Raw genomic sequence first — 16,953 nt, forward strand, 5'->3', positions numbered from 1 at the left:
CAATGGATGTCCGCCGTCTGCTCTCATCGATCGCCCTCGCGCAATGTCTGTGCGCGACCGCTTTCGGAGGGGCGCCGCAGATGCTCGCCCCGGGAGGTGGAAGCTACACCGTGCCGATCACGAGTCTCAAGGGCACGCGCTTCCTTTCTACGATTCGCCAGCAATACGACTTCAGTTGCGGTTCGGCCGCCGTGGCGACCTTGCTGACACACCAGTACGGAAAGAACGTCGATGAAGTCGCGGTGTTCAAGCAGATGTACGAGCGCGGCGATCAGGCGAAGATCCGCCGCGAAGGTTTCTCTATGCTTGACATGAAGCTGTACCTCGACGGCACGGGTTTTCGCGCCGAAGGGGTGAAGGTCGACCTCGACCAACTGGCGGCGGCCAAGGTGCCGGCGATCGCACTCGTGCGGGAGAACGGTTATTCGCATTTCGTCGTGATCAAGGGCGTGCGCGACGGCCGGGTCGTCATTGGAGACCCGGCGATGGGTACGCGGGTGCTCGCGCGAAGCGATTTCGAGAAGAACTGGACCAACGGCATCCTGCTCGTCATCAATAATCGGGTCGATCTCGCGCAGTTCAACAACGAGCGGGACTGGAGCGTGAGACCGAAGGCGCCCATCGGCAACGCACTCGGTGCCGGCAGCGGCGCCGACGTCATGCTGCTGCGTCGCGGGCCGATGGATTTTTGACTCCATCCGATGATCATCCTGCAAAAAAACCACATCGCCGGTCTGGTCGCCCTCGCAGTGACCGGAGCGGGCCTTTCGGTGCCTGCGCTGCGTGTCTTCGAGCATGCGCAGGGCGCGGATGATGTCGTCGTGGGCTTCTTTCCGGCGCTGTGCGCGGGAGAAATGCCGCCGGCCGAATTGCTGGCCCTCGCGGACTGGCCGCTCGATGCGGAAGGAATCGGCTGCAGGCCGCACCCGGGCGTGCTCGATGCGGTAGCGGTGACCGCCAGCGCCGGCGAACGGCCGGGCGCGATCTCGCGCGTCGTCGCCGAGTACGTGCTGTCGCTCGAGCCGCTTGCCGAAGCGGACCTGTCGGCAAAGCCCGGTCCGGCCGGCGTCGGTCCGGTCGGGGAGGCGGCTGTCGAACGGGCGGGAACATCGTCCCCGACGCAGAACGTCGCGGCGGTGGCGACGGTGTTTGCCGTGCCGGACCCGGAGCGGGCGGTGCAGGGGGGCGGCGAGAACGCGGTTCCGCGCCTTTCGGACCCGCCGGTCCGGGTGCCGACCAAGCCCGCGACCGAGGTCGCCCCTGACCCCTTCGCTGGACTGTCCGCCACGGGATCCGCGGCCGCCGCAGCGGGCGACGCGCTCCCCTTGTTCGCCGGCCAACTCGTTGCGGACGATACGCTCGGCGAATTGCGCGGCGGGTTCGAGACGCCGGGCGGGCTGGCGCTGTCGTTCGGCATCGAACGGGTCGTCTACATCAACGGCGAACTGTCGAGCACGACGACGCTGAATGTCGCCGACCTCGGCCGACTGGTCGGTGGCGCGGCGGGAGTCGCGCCGCTGCCCGTCGGGACGAGCGTCGCGGTGATCCAGAACGGGCCGAACAACACTTTCGACGCGGGCGCGCTCGCCTCCGGGGCGTTCGCGACGGTGATCCAGAACAGCCTCGACAACCAGAAGATCCAGACCGTCACGACGGTCAACGCGCAGGTGAACAGCCTGCAGATGCTGCAGGCGAACCGCTTCGGGGAATCGCTGCGGAACGCGGTGAATTCGTCGCTGCTGCGATGAAGCCTTGCGATCGCGACGCGGCCGCCGCCAGGAGTGGGGCGGCGGCCGCGCGGCGAACGCGAGCCGGGAAGTCCGAGCGCCGAAGCGCTCAGAGCGTGATCGGCATCCGCAACGTGAGCTGGACGTCGGGGGTGTCGGCTGTCAGGCCGGCGCCGAGCGACAGGTTCAGGGTGCGCTGCGCGTCGAGCCGGTACGAGTACCCGAGCAGCAAGGTGCCGAGCTGGACGCGGACGGAAGTCGCTGCGGTGCTGCCGTTCTGTTTGACTTTCCCGACCGACAGGTGGTCGTAGCCGATGCTGAACGACGAGCGCTCGTTCAGCGCCAGACCCATGCCGAAGTTGAAACCGAAGGCGCCGCCCGGCTGAACCTCACCCAGCGGCAGGCTTCCTTCGTTGGTCTTCTGCTTCACGTTGTCGCGCTTGAAGCTGTACTGGTAGCTCACCCCGCCGAAGAAGACGACCGGGTCCGACGGCACCAGGACGGTGAGGCCGGGCTGGAGCGAATAAAAGCCCGAGCCGGTCGGTATTTCGGTCTGAAGTCCTGTTCCGCCGGTCGTAGATCGTACCGTCCGGTCGACCTCGACTTCGAACGGGTCCTTGCCGGTGCGCGTCTTGAACCGCAACGACGCGATGTAATACGGTTTGTCGGCGCCGCCGTCGTTGAGCTGATAGCGGCCCGTCAGTTCGATGTCACCGAGGCCCTTCCCGTCGGTGTCGAAGACTTGGGGGTTCGCGCTGCCCGTCGCAACCTCGCGGCTGACACTCGAATCCCAGCGATAGACGTACGGGATCTTCGCTTCGAGCTCGAACCGGTTCGTGATGCCGCGGCGCATCGTCACCGCCGCCATCAGCGAATTGCTCTTCACCTCGCGCACGTCGATCAGGCCGATCAGCAAGGCCGGAATGATCGTATAGCCGATCAGCGCGATGCGGTTGCTCGACGAGTAGGCGTATTGCAGCGAAGGTTCGACGATCCACGTGTCCCGCGGCGTCAGCACGCCCGGCTGCTCGAAGATCGGCGCGACCGGCGGCGGGCGATTCGTGTCCTTGCGCTCCGGCGCCTGACCCACCGGCTTCGGCGCCTGTGCGATCTGCTGCGGGCGGGGAGCTGCCGGACTGACGGGGTTCGACGGCGCGTTCGCGACGGCCGGGGCGGGCGAGGGCGACGTCGCGACCGCCGCGGGTCTCTGCGTTGCCGTCGCCGTGCTGGTCGCGGACTCGGTCGCCGCGGAAGGCGCCGGGCCGCGACCCGAGAGGCCGCCGATGTCGAGCGAGCGGCGCATCTGATCGAGTACCGCCTGCTGCTCCGCGAGGCTGCGCTTCAACAGCTCGATCTGCCGGCTCTGCTCCTCGACGCGCTGTTTCAACGAATCGACCGAAGTCGGCGGCGCGTCCGGCTCGGCGTGCGCGAAGCTGCCCGACGCGGCGAGCACGATCCCGGCCAGGCCGTTGCCGAATGCGGCCCGTCGCCGCGACTTTCCCATCTTCATCGCTACCTCCCCTCTGTGTCCGTGCGGCACGAAGCGGCCGTTCTTCGACGTGCTAGAAATCGATCTTCAGGCGGTCGATCATCCGGTACAGCGTCACGCGCGAGATGCCGAGCTGGCGCGCGACTTCGGAAACGTTGTTCTGATACTTGTGCATGTTGCGGACGATGATTTCCTTCTCCACCGTCGCGCGCGCCTCGTCCAGCGTCGGGTTGCCGCCCGCGACTTCGGGCGCGGGAATGCCGAGGTCCGCGGCGCCGATCAGCTTGTTTTCCGTCATCAGCATCGCGTACTGCACGCGGTTGATGAGTTCGCGCACGTTGCCCGGCCATGTGTATTCGCGCATCGCGTGCAGCGCCTCGGAACTGAAGCCGCGCACTTGCGGGCTCTTCTGGTGCTGCCGCTCGTGGAAGATGCGGTCGGCGAGCAGCGGAATGTCGCTCGCGCGATCGCGCAGCGGCGGCACTTTCAGGTGCAGCACGTTGAGCCGGTAGTAGAGGTCCTCGCGGAACTGCCCCGCTTCGACGGCGCGGGCGAGATCGACGTGGGTCGCCGCGATGACGCGCACGTTCACCCGCAGGCGCTCGGTGGAGCCGACGCGGACGATCGTCTTTTCCTGCAGGAAGCGCAGCAGGTTCGCCTGAAGGTCGAGCGGCAGGTCGCCGATCTCGTCGAGGAAGAGCACGCCGTCGTTGGCCGCCTCGATATTGCCGATCTTGCGCTGGCTCGCGCCGGTGAAGGCGCCGCGCTCGTAGCCGAAAAGTTCGGACTGGATCAGGTTCGACGGGATCGCGCCGCAGTTCATGGTCACGAACGGACGCTTCGCGCGCTCGGAATGGCGGTGGATCGCAGCGGCGACGAGCTCCTTCCCGGTGCCCGACTCGCCGCCGATCAGTACCGGGGCGTCGACGGTGACGATCTTCTCGATCTGTCGGTACAGCTCGATCATCTTCGGGTGCCGCCCGGTCATCCCGAAACGGCCCTCGTCGTCGTTGGCGTTCCGGTCGTCGAGGGACTTGAAGATCGCCGCCTTGCCATAAGCATGGCCGAGCGTCACGTCGAGGCGCTGGCGGTCGAGCGGCAGCGTGTGAAAATCGTGAAAGCTGCGCAGGATCATCGGGCCATGGCTCTGGTTGCGCAGCAGGTCGGCGCCGAGCACGGCGATCCATTCGACGTCGTAGCTCGACACCAGCGTCTCCATCTCGCGCGCCGGCCACGGATGCGCCGAATCGAAGACGACGAGGCCGACGAGCGGCGAGTCCGCGGCGAGTGTCTTCCTCGCTTCGTCGATGGTCCTGACGGGCTGGAATTCCCAGTCGGACAACCCGAGCGTCTTGAGTGCCTTGCCGACGTCGCCGGTCTGATCCAGGAGCAAGCCCTTGCGTTTCGCCATCGACTGATTCCTCTCTTCCGGGTGACATCTGCGGGAGCGGCCGCGGTGTCAGAGCGGCGAAAACAATCGTCAGCAACGAACGTGCCAGCTCGAATGGAAGCGCCACCGACGGGGGAAATTTGCCCGCACGACTGCGGCGGCGCTTGGTCCGTTGTCGGGCGCGCGTTCAGCGATTCGGGAAGTAGCCCAGCAGGATTGACCCGGTGGCAAGCGTCCGGCCCCTGCCGTCATGCCGAAAAGCCGGTGGAAGGTTTTCGCGGGTCGACGGCGCTCGCGCCCTGTTTGCTCCGGGAGGCCGCAGCGGCACGGCTTTTCGCGCGATTCGTGGGACGGAAGGGCGAGCCTTTGCCGAACGGCTTTGATCGTTGTCGCCTCGTGCGCCGTGGTGTCGCCGCGACGATCCGGCAGGACGGCGGGACCGCTGCGGGTCGCCGCAGGAAACGGCGATCCGCAGCGCTTCAGCGGAAATCGGCCAAAGCGGAGGCAGGCGAATTGCCGCGCACGGCCGGCGGTAATCCAAATCGGGTACGCGAGGCGAGGTTGTCAAAAACACCGACAGCGATCGGCCGGGAAGACCGTGTATCGAGCGCGGTACTGCAGGTAACGCGGAAGGCTTGCGGCTCCTGTCCGGTTGCCCGGCCGAAGCGGCGGGAACGCAAAGTGCGTACTCGGTTCAGCCGAAGATGTATCCAGCCGGAATCATGCGCGACGCCCATCCGACCAGCGGGGAACGCGGGTCGGACGGGCAGCCGTACGGAGAGATATCCGGAAAAACCCTGTAAGAAAGGCCGACAAACAGCCTGGTAAATCGGCGGCAGCGGCCGGGCTAGGGTGAAGGGAGCGAGGGTGGCGTGCTGTCGGCCGAGGTCGTCGCGGGTGATGCGGTGCCGGACGATGCGAATTCGTGCGAGGTGGTCGCCCGTACGGCGGTCTCCCGCGAGGCAGGTTCGGGCGACGCGGACCGTGGTGAAGCGGGCTCGGTCGCTGCGGTTTCGGGCGACGCGATTTGCGGCGGAACGGTCTGCGGCCGAGCGGCCTCGGCCGGCGGAGCAGCCGAAACCGCGTCGCGCCGCAGTTGTTCGAGCAGTTTCGCGCCCGCGCGACCGTCAGTCTCGAAGCCGTAGCGCTGCTGCACGTCGAGAATCGCTTCGCGCGTCGCCGACCCGACGATGCCGTCGATCTCGCCGATCGCATATCCGCGGGCCGCTAGCAAGGTCTGCAGCTCGCGGCGTTCGGCGCGCGACAGCGGGGGGTCGTCGGTCGGCCATGGCGTCACGAAGTCGCCGGCGCCGCGCAGCCGGTCGGAAAGGTGCGCGATCGCGAGCGCGTAGCTTTCGGCGGCGTTGTACGAGTAAAGCGCATCGAAGTTGCGGAAGACGAGGAAGGCGGGGCCGGGGCTGCCGGCGGGCAGCAGCAGACCGGCGGGTGTCGCGCCGTCGGCGATCGGGCTGCCGTCGACGCGGGTGACGCCGAGTGCGATCCACTCGGATACCGGCCGCTTGTTGCGCCGGCCGACGAGCGCCGGGTCGAGCCCGGTCGGGATCGCGACCTCGTAGCCCCAGACCTGGCCGGGATTCCACCCGGCTTTCGCGAGGAAGTTCGCCGTCGATGCGAGGGCGTCCGGGATGCTGCCGATCAGGTCGCGCCGGCCGTCGCCGTCGAAGTCGACCGCGACCCGCGTGAAGGTCGAAGGCATGAACTGCGTATGGCCGAACGCGCCGGCCCACGAGCCGGTGAGGCGCGTCGGGTCGACGTCGCCTTCTTCGAGGATTTTCAGCGTGGTGAAGAACTCGCCGCGGAAAAAGTCCTGGCGCCGCCCGAAGCACGACAGCGTCGCCAGCGAGGTCACGAGCGGGCGTTTGCCGAAGTTGCGCCCGAAATTGCTTTCGACGCCCCACACCGCCACGACCGTTGCCGGATCGACGCCGAACTGCGCCTCGACGGCCTGCAGCGTCGGCGCCCATTCGCGTAGCAGCGCCTTGCCGTCGGCGACCCGTTCCTCGTCGACCGCGCCGGCGAGATAGTCCCAGATCGGCGTGCGGAACTCGGGCTGGTAATCGAGAAAACCGACGACGGCGAGATCCGGCTCGAGCCCGCGCGTGTGCAGGTCGAAGGTCTCGGCCGCGACGCCGCGTCCCGGCGCTTGGTCACGCAGACCGGCGAGACAGGCGTCGAACGAGGAGTCCGCGGCGGCGTGAAGCGGAAACAGGCTGGCAAGCAGCGCGAAGTGGGCGATCAGGGATTTCGGAGTCATGGGCAGCGGGCGAAAAGGGAAATCGGGGTCGGGACGGTCAATTCGCGAGAAAAGGGAAACAGGAGACAGGCCATGTTCTTTCGGGATGGTGCGCGCTCAAAGGACGCAGTCGATTCGCAAGGACTTATGGCATCCTTGCCGCCCCGCGAGTTCCGCCCTTCGGCGATGGCGCGGGACGAAACGCATCATCATGGACATCATCTTCGGAATCATTCTGCCGGTGTTCGGCACGCTCGCGCTGGGCTACGGCGCGGCGCGCTTCGGCCTTTTCGACGAAGCGGCGAACCGCGGCCTGTCGGTGTTCGTGTTCAACTTCGCGCTGCCGCTGATGCTGTTCCGCGCGATCGCGCAGGCGGACCTGCCCGAGAGTCTGCCGTGGGGCTACCTGCTGTCGTATTTCCTCGGCGCGTTCGGCGTGTTCGGCCTCGCGATGCTCGGAGCGCGCGTGCTCTTCGGGCGCCGGCTCGACGAGCAAGGCGTGCTCGGGCTCGGCGCCGGCTTCTCGAACACAGGGATGCTCGGGATTCCGCTGGTCGTCACCGCCTACGGCTCGTCCGCGGCGCTGCCGCTCTTCGTGCTGATCGCCTGTCACAGCCTGATCATGCTGCCGCCGACGACCGCGCTGATCGAGACCGCGCAGGGCGGCAAGCAGTCGCCGGGCAAGCTGCTCCTCGGGCTCGTGCGCAGTATTGCGACGACGCCGGTGATCTGGGGCTTGTCGGCCGGGCTCGCGTTCGCGCTGCTCGGCGCGGTGATTCCCGGTCCGCTCGATGCGGTCGTGAAGAGCATGGGCGCCGCGGCCGCGCCGTGCGCGCTGTTCGCGCTCGGCGCGTCGCTGACCCGTTACCGGCTCGCTGGCAACCTGCGTGAGCCGATGCTGATGGTCGTGCTGAAGACGATCGTGCATCCGCTTCTCGTCTGGCTGCTCGCGCGCCAGGTGTTCGATCTGCCGCCGCTGTGGGCGACCGTCGCGGTGACGCTCGCGGCGCTGCCGACCGGCGTCACGCCCTACCTGTTCGCGCAGCGCTACGGCGCGAGCCTCGAAACCTCGGCGTCCGTCGTGTTCCTGTCGACGGTCGTGTCGGTGTTCACGCTGTCCGCGCTGCTGTTCCTGCAGCGCACCTGATTTCCCGATCGGCGCCGCGACGACCGCGCCGCCGTCTCCCTATACCCTCCGCTCACCGTCGCGTCCTCCGTCCGCGAACGTTCGACTTCCGGACGCGCCTCCGTTTTCCGTCCGGGCGGACCGTCCGGCCGCCTCTTGTGCGACGCGAAACGGATTCCTCCATCCCCTTCTCGACTCGCGCTTCGCATGCCTGCTGCATTGCAGCGACCGCGCGCTGGCATGACCGGTGCAATAGGACATGCGGGGGCCGGTACTTCGGCGACTCGCTAATCAAGAGGAGATGGAGATAACCATGGAAGTCCTACAGGCATCACAGGTACAGGTGATGGGCATCGACGCCGGCGGCACGATGACCGATACGTTCTTCGTCCGCGAAGACGGCCGTTTCGTCGTCGGCAAGGCCCAGAGCAATCCCGCCGACGAGTCGCTCGCGATCTACAACTCCTCGGTCGACGCGTTGGCCCACTGGGACCGCGACGTGGACGACGTCTATCCCGAACTCGTCACCTGCGTGTATTCCGGCACCGCGATGCTCAACCGCATCCTGATGCGCAAGGGCCTCGACGTCGGCCTGATCTGCAACCGCGGCTTCGAGCAGATCCATTCGATGGGCCGCGCGCTGCAGAGCTACCTCGGCTACGCACTGGAAGATCGCATCCATCTCAATACGCACCGCTACGACGAGCCGCTGGTGCCGGTGTCGCGCACCCGCGGCGTGACCGAGCGCACCGACGTGCAGGGCAGGGTCGTGATCCCGCTGCGCGAGGAAGAAGTGCGCCAGGCCACGCGCGAGCTGGTGGAGGCCGGGTCGCAGGCGATCGTGATCTGCCTGCTGCAATCACACAAGAACGAGAGCAGCGAGCAGCGCGCCCGCGACGTCGTGAAGGACGAGCTGGCTAAGCTGAAGGTCGATATCCCGGTGTTCGCGTCGGTGGATTACTACCCGTCGCGCAAGGAAAGCCACCGGATGAACACGACCATCCTCGAAGCGTATGGCGCCGAGCCGTCGCGCCAGACGCTGAAGAAGGTCAGCGACCGCTTCAAGAAGCATGGCGCGAAGTTTGATCTTCGCGTGATGGCGACGCACGGCGGCACGATCAGCTGGAAGGCGAAGGAGCTCGCGCGCACGATCGTCTCCGGCCCGATCGGCGGCGTCATCGGTTCCAAGCTCCTCGGCGAATGCCTCGGTGACGAGAACATCGCGTGCTCGGACATCGGCGGCACCAGCTTCGACGTCGCGCTGATCACGAAGGGCAGCTTCGCGATCAAGTCGGACCCGGACATGGCGCGCCTGGTGCTGTCGCTGCCGCTCGTCGCGATGGACTCGGTCGGTGCGGGCGCCGGCAGCTTCGTGCGCCTCGACCCGTACAGCAAGTCGATCAAGCTCGGGCCCGACAGCGCCGGCTACCGCGTCGGCACCTGCTGGCCGGAAAGCGGCCTCGACACGGTGTCGGTGTCCGACTGTCACGTCGTGCTCGGCTACCTCAACCCCGACAACTTCCTCGGCGGCGCGATCAAGCTCGACGTGCAGCGCGCGCGCGATCACATCAAGGCGCAGATCGCCGATCCGCTCGGCCTGTCGGTCGAGGATGCGGCGGCCGGCGTGATCGAGCTGCTCGACCTGACGCTGTCCGAGTACCTGCGCGCCAACATCAGCGCGAAGGGCTACAACCCGGCGGAGTTCACGTGCTTCTCGTACGGCGGCGCCGGCCCGGTGCACACCTACGGCTACACCGAAGGCGTCGGCTTCAAGGACGTCGTCGTGCCCGCGTGGGCGGCGGGCTTCTCGGCCTTCGGTTGCGCGTGCGCGGACTTCGAGTACCGCTACGACAAGTCGGTCGACCTCGGCGTCGCGCAGTTCGCCCCGGACGCCGACAAGGCTGCCGCGTGCAAGACGCTGCAGGAAGCCTGGGAAGAGCTCGCGGTGAAGGTCGTCGATGAGTTCGTGATCAACGGCTACAAGGCCGAGGACGTGATCCTGATCCCCGGCTACAAGATGCAGTACATGGGGCAGTTGAACGACCTCGAGATCGTTTCGCCGGTCTCCTCCGCGGCGACCGCCGACGACTGGAACCGCATCGTCGACGCCTTCGAGACGACCTACGGCCGCGTCTATGCGAGCTCGGCGCGTTCGCCGGAACTGGGCTTTTCGATCACCGGCGCGATCCTGCGCGGCATGGTCGTCACGCAGAAGCCGGTGCTGCCGGAAGACCCGGACTGCGGTCCGACGCCGCCGAAGGAAGCCTATCTCGGCACCCGCCCGTTCTACCGCCACAAGAAATGGGTCGATGCCGCGCTGTGGAAGATGGAGTCGCTGAAGGCCGGTAATCACATCGTCGGTCCCGCGATCATCGAATCCGATGCGACGACCTTCGTCGTGCCCGATGGCTTCGAGACGCTGGTCGACAAGCACCGCCTGTTCCATCTCAAAGAAGTGAAGTAACGAGGAGACCCGCCATGAACATGCTGACAAACAAGGAAGTCGGCTTTGCCGACCTGCTGAAGAACGGCCAGACGCTGAAGCAGTTCCGCGACGACATCATCGAGCGCACCAAGGCCACCGGCTATTACAACGGCCAGGAAAAGCTGGAATTCCGCGACAGCGACCCGATCGGCTACGAAAAGCTGTTCTCGAAGCTGCGCGGTGGCCTCGTGCATGCCCGCGAGACCGCGAAGAAGATCGCCGCGAGCCCGATCGTCGAGCAGGAAGGCGAGCTGTGCTTCACGCTGTACAACGCCGCGGGCGACTGCGTGCTGACCTCGACCGGCATCATCATCCACGTCGGCACGATGGGCGCCGCGATCAAGTACATGATCGAGAACAACTGGGAAGGCAACCCCGGCATCAATCCCGGTGACATGTTCACGACCAATGACTGCGCGATCGGCAACGTGCACCCGTGCGACATTGCGACCATCGTGCCGATCTTCTGGGAGGGCCGGCTGATCGGCTGGGTCGGCGGCGTGACGCACGTGATCGACACCGGTGCGGTGACGCCGGGCTCGATGTCCACCGGCCAGACGCAGCGCTTCGGCGATGGCTACATGATCACGTGCCGCAAGACGGGCATCAACGACGAGCCGCTGCGCGACTGGCTGCACGAGTCGCAGCGTTCGGTGCGCACGCCGAAGTACTGGATCCTCGACGAGAAGACCCGCATCGCCGGCTGCCACATGATCCGCGAGTTGGTCGAGGACGTGATCCGCGCCGACGGCATCGCGGCCTACGAGAAGTTCGCGTTCGAGGTCATCGAGGAAGGCCGCCGCGGCCTGATGAGCCGCATCAAGGCGATGACGCTGCCGGGCAAGTACCGCAAGGTGTCCTTCGTCGATGTGCCGTACAAGCACGAGGACGTGCAGGTGTCGAACGCCTTCGCGAAGCTCGACTCGATCATGCACTCGCCGTGCGAGATGACGATCAAGCCCGACGGCAAGTGGCGGCTCGACTTCGAGGGCGCGAGCCGCTGGGGCTGGCATACCTTCAACGCGCACCAGGTGGCCTTCACGTCGGGCATCTGGGTGATGATGTGCCAGACCCTGGTGCCGACGCAGCGCATCAACGACGGCGCCTACTACGCGACCGAGTTCCGCCTGCCGAAAGGTACCTGGTGCAACCCGGATGACCGTCGCACCGGCCACGCCTATGCGTGGCACTTCCTCGTCTCCGGCTGGGCGGCGCTGTGGCGTGGTCTTTCCCAGTCCTACTTCAGCCGCGGCTATCTGGAAGAGGTCAACGCCGGCAACGCCAACACCTCCAACTGGCTGCAGGGTGGCGGCATCAACCAGGACGGCGAGATCCACGCGGTGAATAGCTTCGAAGCCTCGAGCTGCGGTACCGGCGCCTGCGCGGTGAAGGACGGCCTCAACCACGCCGCCGCGATCTGGAACCCCGAAGGCGACATGGGCGACATCGAGATCTGGGAGATGGCCGAGCCGCTCCTGTATCTGGGCCGCAACGTGAAGGCCAACTCCGGCGGCTACGGCAAGTACCGCGGCGGCTGCGGCTTCGAGACGCTGCGCATGGTGTGGAACGCCCAGGACTGGACGATGTTCTTCATGGGCAACGGCTTCATGAACAGCGACTGGGGGATGATGGGCGGCTACCCGTCGGCGACCGGTTACCGTTTCGAGGCCCACAAGACGGGGCTCGAGCAGCGCATCGCGGTCGGCGACTCGCTGCCGCTGGGCGGCGATCTCGATCCCTCCGCCCCGGACTACGAGCGCCACATCGACGCGACCGCGACCGTCAAGCGCGACAAGCAGTGCATGACGACCGAGGACTGCTACGACAACCACGACCTGTACCTGAACTACCTGCGCGGCGGCCCCGGCTTCGGCGACCCGATCGACCGTGATCCGAAGGCGATCGAGGCCGACCTGAACCAGAAGTTCCTGCTGCCGGAATACGCGCAGAAGGTCTATGGCGCGGTCTTCACGCAGGACGCGAAGGGCGTGTTCTCGGTAGATCCCGCGAAGACCCAGGCCCGCCGCGCCGAGATGCGCAAGGAGCGCCTCGCCCGTGCGCTGCCGACCCGCGAGTGGATGAAGGAAGAGCGTGAACGCATCGTCAACAAGCATGCGGCGGTGCAGGTGCAGCACATGTTCGCGACCAGCTTCGCGCTGTCCGAGAAATTCACGAACGAGTTCAAGGCCTTCTGGAACCTGCCGGCCGACTGGCAGTTGCTGGAGACCGAGCTCAACGTGCCGACCTACGGTTCTAAGCACCGCATGGACCTGTCGCTGCTGCCCGACGTCACGACCGTCGTCCAGGTCGAAGAGTGATCACCGAATCAAGGAGCCGGAAATGACTACCTACACCAACGAACAGGTCGCCCACCTCGTCGAGGGCTCGCTCGACTGGGAAACCACCTTCCGCATGCTGTCGATGCCCAAGGACAACAGCCGCTTCGAGCAGTACCTGAAGGCGCTGCAGGCCAAGGTCTCGTTCCCCGACAAGATCGTGCTGCCGCTCGGACCGCACCTCTACATTGTGCAGAACGCGAAGACCAAGCAGTGGGTCACGATGTGCGACTGCGGCCACGAGTTCGGCGATTACCGTGAGAACTGGAAGCTCAACGCGGCCATCTACGTGCGCGACACCGAGGAGGCGATGACCGAGGTGTATCCCAAGCTGATGGCGCCGGATACGCAGTGGCAGGTGTACCGCGAGTACTACTGCCCGACCTGCGGGACGATGCACGACGTCGAGGCGCCGACCCCGTGGTACCCGGTGATCCACGACTTCGAGCCGGACATCGAAGCCTTCTACAAGGACTGGGTCGGTCTGCCGGTGCCTGAACGCGCGGCCTGATCCGCATCCGCCGGACCTCCGGTCCGGCGGATGCAACGCCGGCGCACCCTTCCGGGTCGCGCCGGCGGGCCCTCGTCGGGCCCGAGTCATCCCGAATTCCGTACTGCGTGATGCAAGGCCACTGCCCTGCAGGGGACTCGTCGCGCAAAAAAACAATAGTCAGGCGCGCCTGGGCGGGGCGTGAAGGAGACAGTGATGTTGCGTCGATTGAGGAAATACGGAGGCGGTGCGCGCGGCGTCGTGACGGTGGCGACGTCGTCCGCACCCCTGGTGATTGTCGGTGGGCTCCTTTACGCGGGCCTGTTCGTCAAGGCGGAGGCGGTGGTGCAGAAGGTCGAGCCGCCGGCGATCGAGCGCCGCGACAGCTTCTACGGGGTCGCCGCGCCGAACCCCAGCGTCGTTTGGGCCGTCGGCGCCGACGGCAAGGTCGTCCGCAGCGAAGACGGCGGCCAGTCCTGGTCGCGCCAGGAAACCAACACCGGCGCCAACCTCCAGGGCATTGCGGCATGGGACGCGGACTCCGCGGTGGCCGTGGGCAACGACGGCGTCGTGATCGTCACCCGCGACGCCGGCCGGACCTGGACGCCGTCCGAAATCCCCACGACCGGCAACCCGAACAAGCTGTTCCGCGTCCGCATCGCCGATGGCGCCGCGTGGGCGGTCGGCGAGTTCGGCACGCTGCTGCGCTCGACCGACCGCGGCGAGACGTGGTCGCGGATGCTGCCCGAGAAGGATCGCGCGTGGAACGACGTCGCTTTCGTCGGCAACACCGGCTGGCTCGTCGGCGAGTTCGGCGCGCTGATGAAGACGGTGGACGGCGGCACGAGCTGGGAGGCCATCGAGACGCCGAACGAGGTGAGCCTGATGAGCGTCGCGTTCCGCGACACCGAGCGCGGCGTCGCCGTCGGCCTCGCGGGCACGCTGCTGACGACCACCGACGGCGGCGCGTCCTGGCAGCAGGTCCCGGCCTTCACCCGCGAGCATCTCTACACCGTGATGTGGGACGAGGACCGCTGGCTCGCGGTCGGCGACAAGGGGGTGATGGCGACGGCCGAGGCCGACATCGCGCAGTGGCAGCCGGGCCGCGTGGCCGACGGGGACGTGTCGTGGCGCACCGCGGTCGCGCGCTCAGGCACGCGCTACTTCCTCGCCGGCAGCAACCTCGCGGTCCTCGACGATAGCGCGCTGAGCGTCGCCGGCCACAAGCGGATGTGAGGGGACGAGCATGAAGAACACGACATTCGGCAAGGTCGACAGCGCCTTCGCCTTCCTGATCCGCTTCCGCGTGCTGGTTGTCGCCGCGGTCGCGCTGGTGACGCTGGTGATGGGCTGGCAGGCGAGCCAGATCGAAGTGAAGACGATCTTCAGCGATCTGCTGCCGCGCAATCACCCCTACGTCGAGGTGAACCAGCGCTTCAAGCAGACCTTCGGCGGCTCGAACATGGTCAGCATCATGCTCGAAGCCGAGCACGGCGACATCTTCAACCCGACCGTGCTCGGCAAGGTGCAGAAGCTGACGGTGGATCTGCAGCAGGTCGAAGGCGTCGACACCTACCAGATCATTTCGCTCGCATCGAAGAAGATCAAGGAGGTGCGCGCCTCGACCGAGGGCGTCGAGTCGCGGCCGCTGATGTGGCCCGACCTGCCGCGCACCGACGCGGAACTCGCGGCGCTCAAGGCCTCGGTGCTCAACAACCCGCTGGTCTACGGGCCGTACGTGTCGACCGACCTGAAGGCGACGCTGGTCACGGTCGACTTCAGCGACAGCAACATGGACTACACGCGTGCGTTCAACCAGCTGATGGCGCTGGTCGAGCAGGCGAGCGGCGACGGCGTGCAGGTGCGCATCGTCGGTGAGCCGGTGCTCTACGGCTGGGTGAACCACTACCTGCACGAGACGCTGACGATCTTCTTCTTCGCGGTCGCGGCGCTGGTCGTGCTGCTGTGCCTGATCACGCGCACCTGGCACGGTACGATCCTGCCGCTGCTCGCCGGGCTCGTCAGCGCGGTGTGGGCGCTCGGCGCGGCGCGGCTGATGGGCTTCCACCTCGACCCGCTGGTCGTCGTCGTCGCGTTCCTTATCACCGCGCAGGCGATCTCGAACTCCGTGCAGCTGATCGCGCGTTTCGACGACGAGGCGGCGCAGGGCACGCCGAGCGCCGCCGCGGCGGCGAGGGCGAGCGCGCGCAACCTCTTCAAGCCGAGCATGCTGGCGATCGTCGCCGACGCCGGCTGTGTGCTCGTCGTCGCGCTGACGCCGATCCCGCTGCTGCAGAAGATCTCGTTCATCGGCACGGTGTGGGTGCTGACGATCTTCGTCAGCGCGCTGATCCTGACGCCGGTGATGCTGTCGTGGTTCGGCGTGCGCCGGCGCTACATCCATCCGGTCAACATCCATCCGGTGCTGATGCGCATCCTCGGCCTGTGCTCGGCGATCGTCACGACGCGCTGGCGCTATGCGGTGCTCGGGATGGCCGCGGTGGTGTTCGTCGTCTCGGGGCTCTACGCGTTCAACCTCAAGGTCGGCGACGCGAACCCGGGCTCGCCGATCCTGTGGCCGGACTCGAGCTACAACCGGGACGCGGCTGAGATCAACCGCCAGTTCCAGGGTTCGGACCGGATGTTCGTCGTCGTCGCGGGCGAGAGGCCCGGCGCGCTGCGCGAGCCCGAAGTGCTGTCGAGCATGACGCGCTTCCAGAAGTACATGGAGGCCCAGCCGGAAGTCGGCGGCAGCATCTCGCTCGCCGACATCCTGCCGCAGGTCAAGCGCGTGCTGCGCGAAGGCAACCCGATGTACCAGGAGCTCGGGCAGAGCGCCGACGAGAACGGCGAGCTGATGTACATGTTCGTCTCGGGCTCGGACCCCGGCGACATGGACCGCTACGCCGACGCCGACGCGAAGAACGGCGCGGTGACGCTGTTCTTCCGCGACCACCAGGGCGAGACGATCCGCACCGCGGTGGCCCGGGTGCGCGACTACGTCGAGCAGCATCCGATCAAGGACGCCCAGTACCTGCTCGCGGGCGGCCTCGTCGGCGTGCTCGCCGCGGTCAACGAGGTGATCCTCGCCGGCCAGATCGAGGCGATCGCGCTCGCGCTGCTGGTGCTCGTCGTCTGCTGCACGGTGACCTACCGCTCCACGGTCGCCGGGGTGTTCTTCATGATCCCGGTGCTGCTCTCCAACACGATCACGTTCAGCTACATGGCCTGGCAGGGCATCGGCATGAACATCAACACGCTGCCGGTCGTCGCGCTCGGCATCGGTCTCGGCGTCGATTACACCTTCTACATCGTCGACGGCATCCGCGAGAACCTGCACCGCTCGCACAACGTCGAGCGCGCCATCGTCAATGCGCTGATGGGGCCGGGCAAGGGCGTGCTGATCACGGCGATGACGCTGATCACCAGCGTCGTGCTGTGGCACTTCTCGTCGCTGCGCCTGCAGGCCGACATGGGCGTGCTGATCGCGCTGTGGCTGTTCATCTCGGCGTTCAGCGCGCTCTTCATCATGCCCGCGCTCGTCTATGTGTTCCGGCCCGAGTTCATCGTCGGCAGCAAGCGGCACCCGATCCCGCAGGGGGAACCGGCACTCGCCTGAGCCTTCCGGCGAGGCGCCGTGGAGACCGGCGCCTCGC

Annotated in this window: 10 protein-coding genes and 1 pseudogene; 8 read left to right on the forward strand and 3 right to left on the reverse strand. The window is 66.8% G+C overall.

Features of this window, described 5'->3' with window-relative positions; all coding sequences use genetic code 11:
• Window positions 1-2: 2 nt before the first annotated feature.
• Window positions 3-692 (forward strand): C39 family peptidase, encoded by a 690-nt coding sequence (locus ROZ37_RS05590; protein WP_312658140.1) that lies wholly within the window; start codon window positions 3-5, stop codon window positions 690-692.
• 9 nt (window positions 693-701) lie between these two features.
• On the forward strand, window positions 702-1,748 hold the full coding sequence (locus ROZ37_RS05595) for a hypothetical protein (RefSeq protein ID WP_312658141.1): 1,047 nt from the start codon (window positions 702-704) through the stop codon (window positions 1,746-1,748).
• An 88-nt stretch (window positions 1,749-1,836) separates the two neighbouring features.
• Here the strand turns inward: ROZ37_RS05595 and ROZ37_RS05600 are convergent, their stop codons facing one another.
• The 3 genes and pseudogenes from ROZ37_RS05600 to ROZ37_RS05610 all read right to left on the reverse strand — a co-directional run.
• Window positions 1,837-3,237, reverse strand: a complete 1,401-nt coding sequence (locus ROZ37_RS05600; RefSeq protein WP_312658142.1) for an acetate kinase — start codon at window positions 3,235-3,237, stop codon at window positions 1,837-1,839.
• Window positions 3,238-3,289: 52 nt separating this feature from the next.
• Window positions 3,290-4,627 carry a sigma-54 dependent transcriptional regulator gene (locus ROZ37_RS05605; RefSeq protein WP_312658144.1) on the reverse strand — a complete coding sequence of 446 codons (1,338 nt, stop codon included), beginning with the start codon at window positions 4,625-4,627 and terminating at the stop codon, window positions 3,290-3,292.
• 1,060 nt (window positions 4,628-5,687) lie between these two features.
• Window positions 5,688-6,881 (reverse strand): annotated as a pseudogene (locus ROZ37_RS05610) (lytic murein transglycosylase); the annotation flags it as partial.
• 190 nt (window positions 6,882-7,071) lie between these two features.
• On the opposite strand from ROZ37_RS05610, the gene ROZ37_RS05615 reads away from it, so the two are divergent.
• From ROZ37_RS05615 to ROZ37_RS05640, 6 genes are all read left to right on the forward strand, one after another.
• Window positions 7,072-8,007, forward strand: a complete 936-nt coding sequence (locus tag ROZ37_RS05615) for an AEC family transporter (protein ID WP_312658146.1) — start codon at window positions 7,072-7,074, stop codon at window positions 8,005-8,007.
• Between the two features lie 292 nt (window positions 8,008-8,299).
• Window positions 8,300-10,450 (forward strand): hydantoinase/oxoprolinase family protein, encoded by a 2,151-nt coding sequence (locus tag ROZ37_RS05620; RefSeq protein ID WP_312658148.1) that lies wholly within the window; start codon window positions 8,300-8,302, stop codon window positions 10,448-10,450.
• A 14-nt stretch (window positions 10,451-10,464) separates the two neighbouring features.
• Window positions 10,465-12,789 carry a hydantoinase B/oxoprolinase family protein gene (locus ROZ37_RS05625; RefSeq protein ID WP_312658149.1) on the forward strand — a complete coding sequence of 775 codons (2,325 nt, stop codon included), beginning with the start codon at window positions 10,465-10,467 and terminating at the stop codon, window positions 12,787-12,789.
• 22 nt (window positions 12,790-12,811) lie between these two features.
• Window positions 12,812-13,318, forward strand: a complete 507-nt coding sequence (locus ROZ37_RS05630; RefSeq protein WP_312658150.1) for an acetone carboxylase subunit gamma — start codon at window positions 12,812-12,814, stop codon at window positions 13,316-13,318.
• Between the two features lie 195 nt (window positions 13,319-13,513).
• Entirely contained in the window at window positions 13,514-14,533 is a 1,020-nt protein-coding gene (locus tag ROZ37_RS05635) for a YCF48-related protein (RefSeq protein ID WP_312658151.1), read from the forward strand.
• A 10-nt stretch (window positions 14,534-14,543) separates the two neighbouring features.
• Complete coding sequence (locus ROZ37_RS05640; RefSeq protein WP_312658153.1) at window positions 14,544-16,916, forward strand: MMPL family transporter; 2,373 nt, start codon at window positions 14,544-14,546, stop codon at window positions 16,914-16,916.
• Window positions 16,917-16,953: the final 37 nt, after the last annotated feature.

The organism is Aromatoleum sp., assembly GCF_032027225.1.
GTDB lineage: Bacteria > Pseudomonadota > Gammaproteobacteria > Burkholderiales > Rhodocyclaceae > Aromatoleum.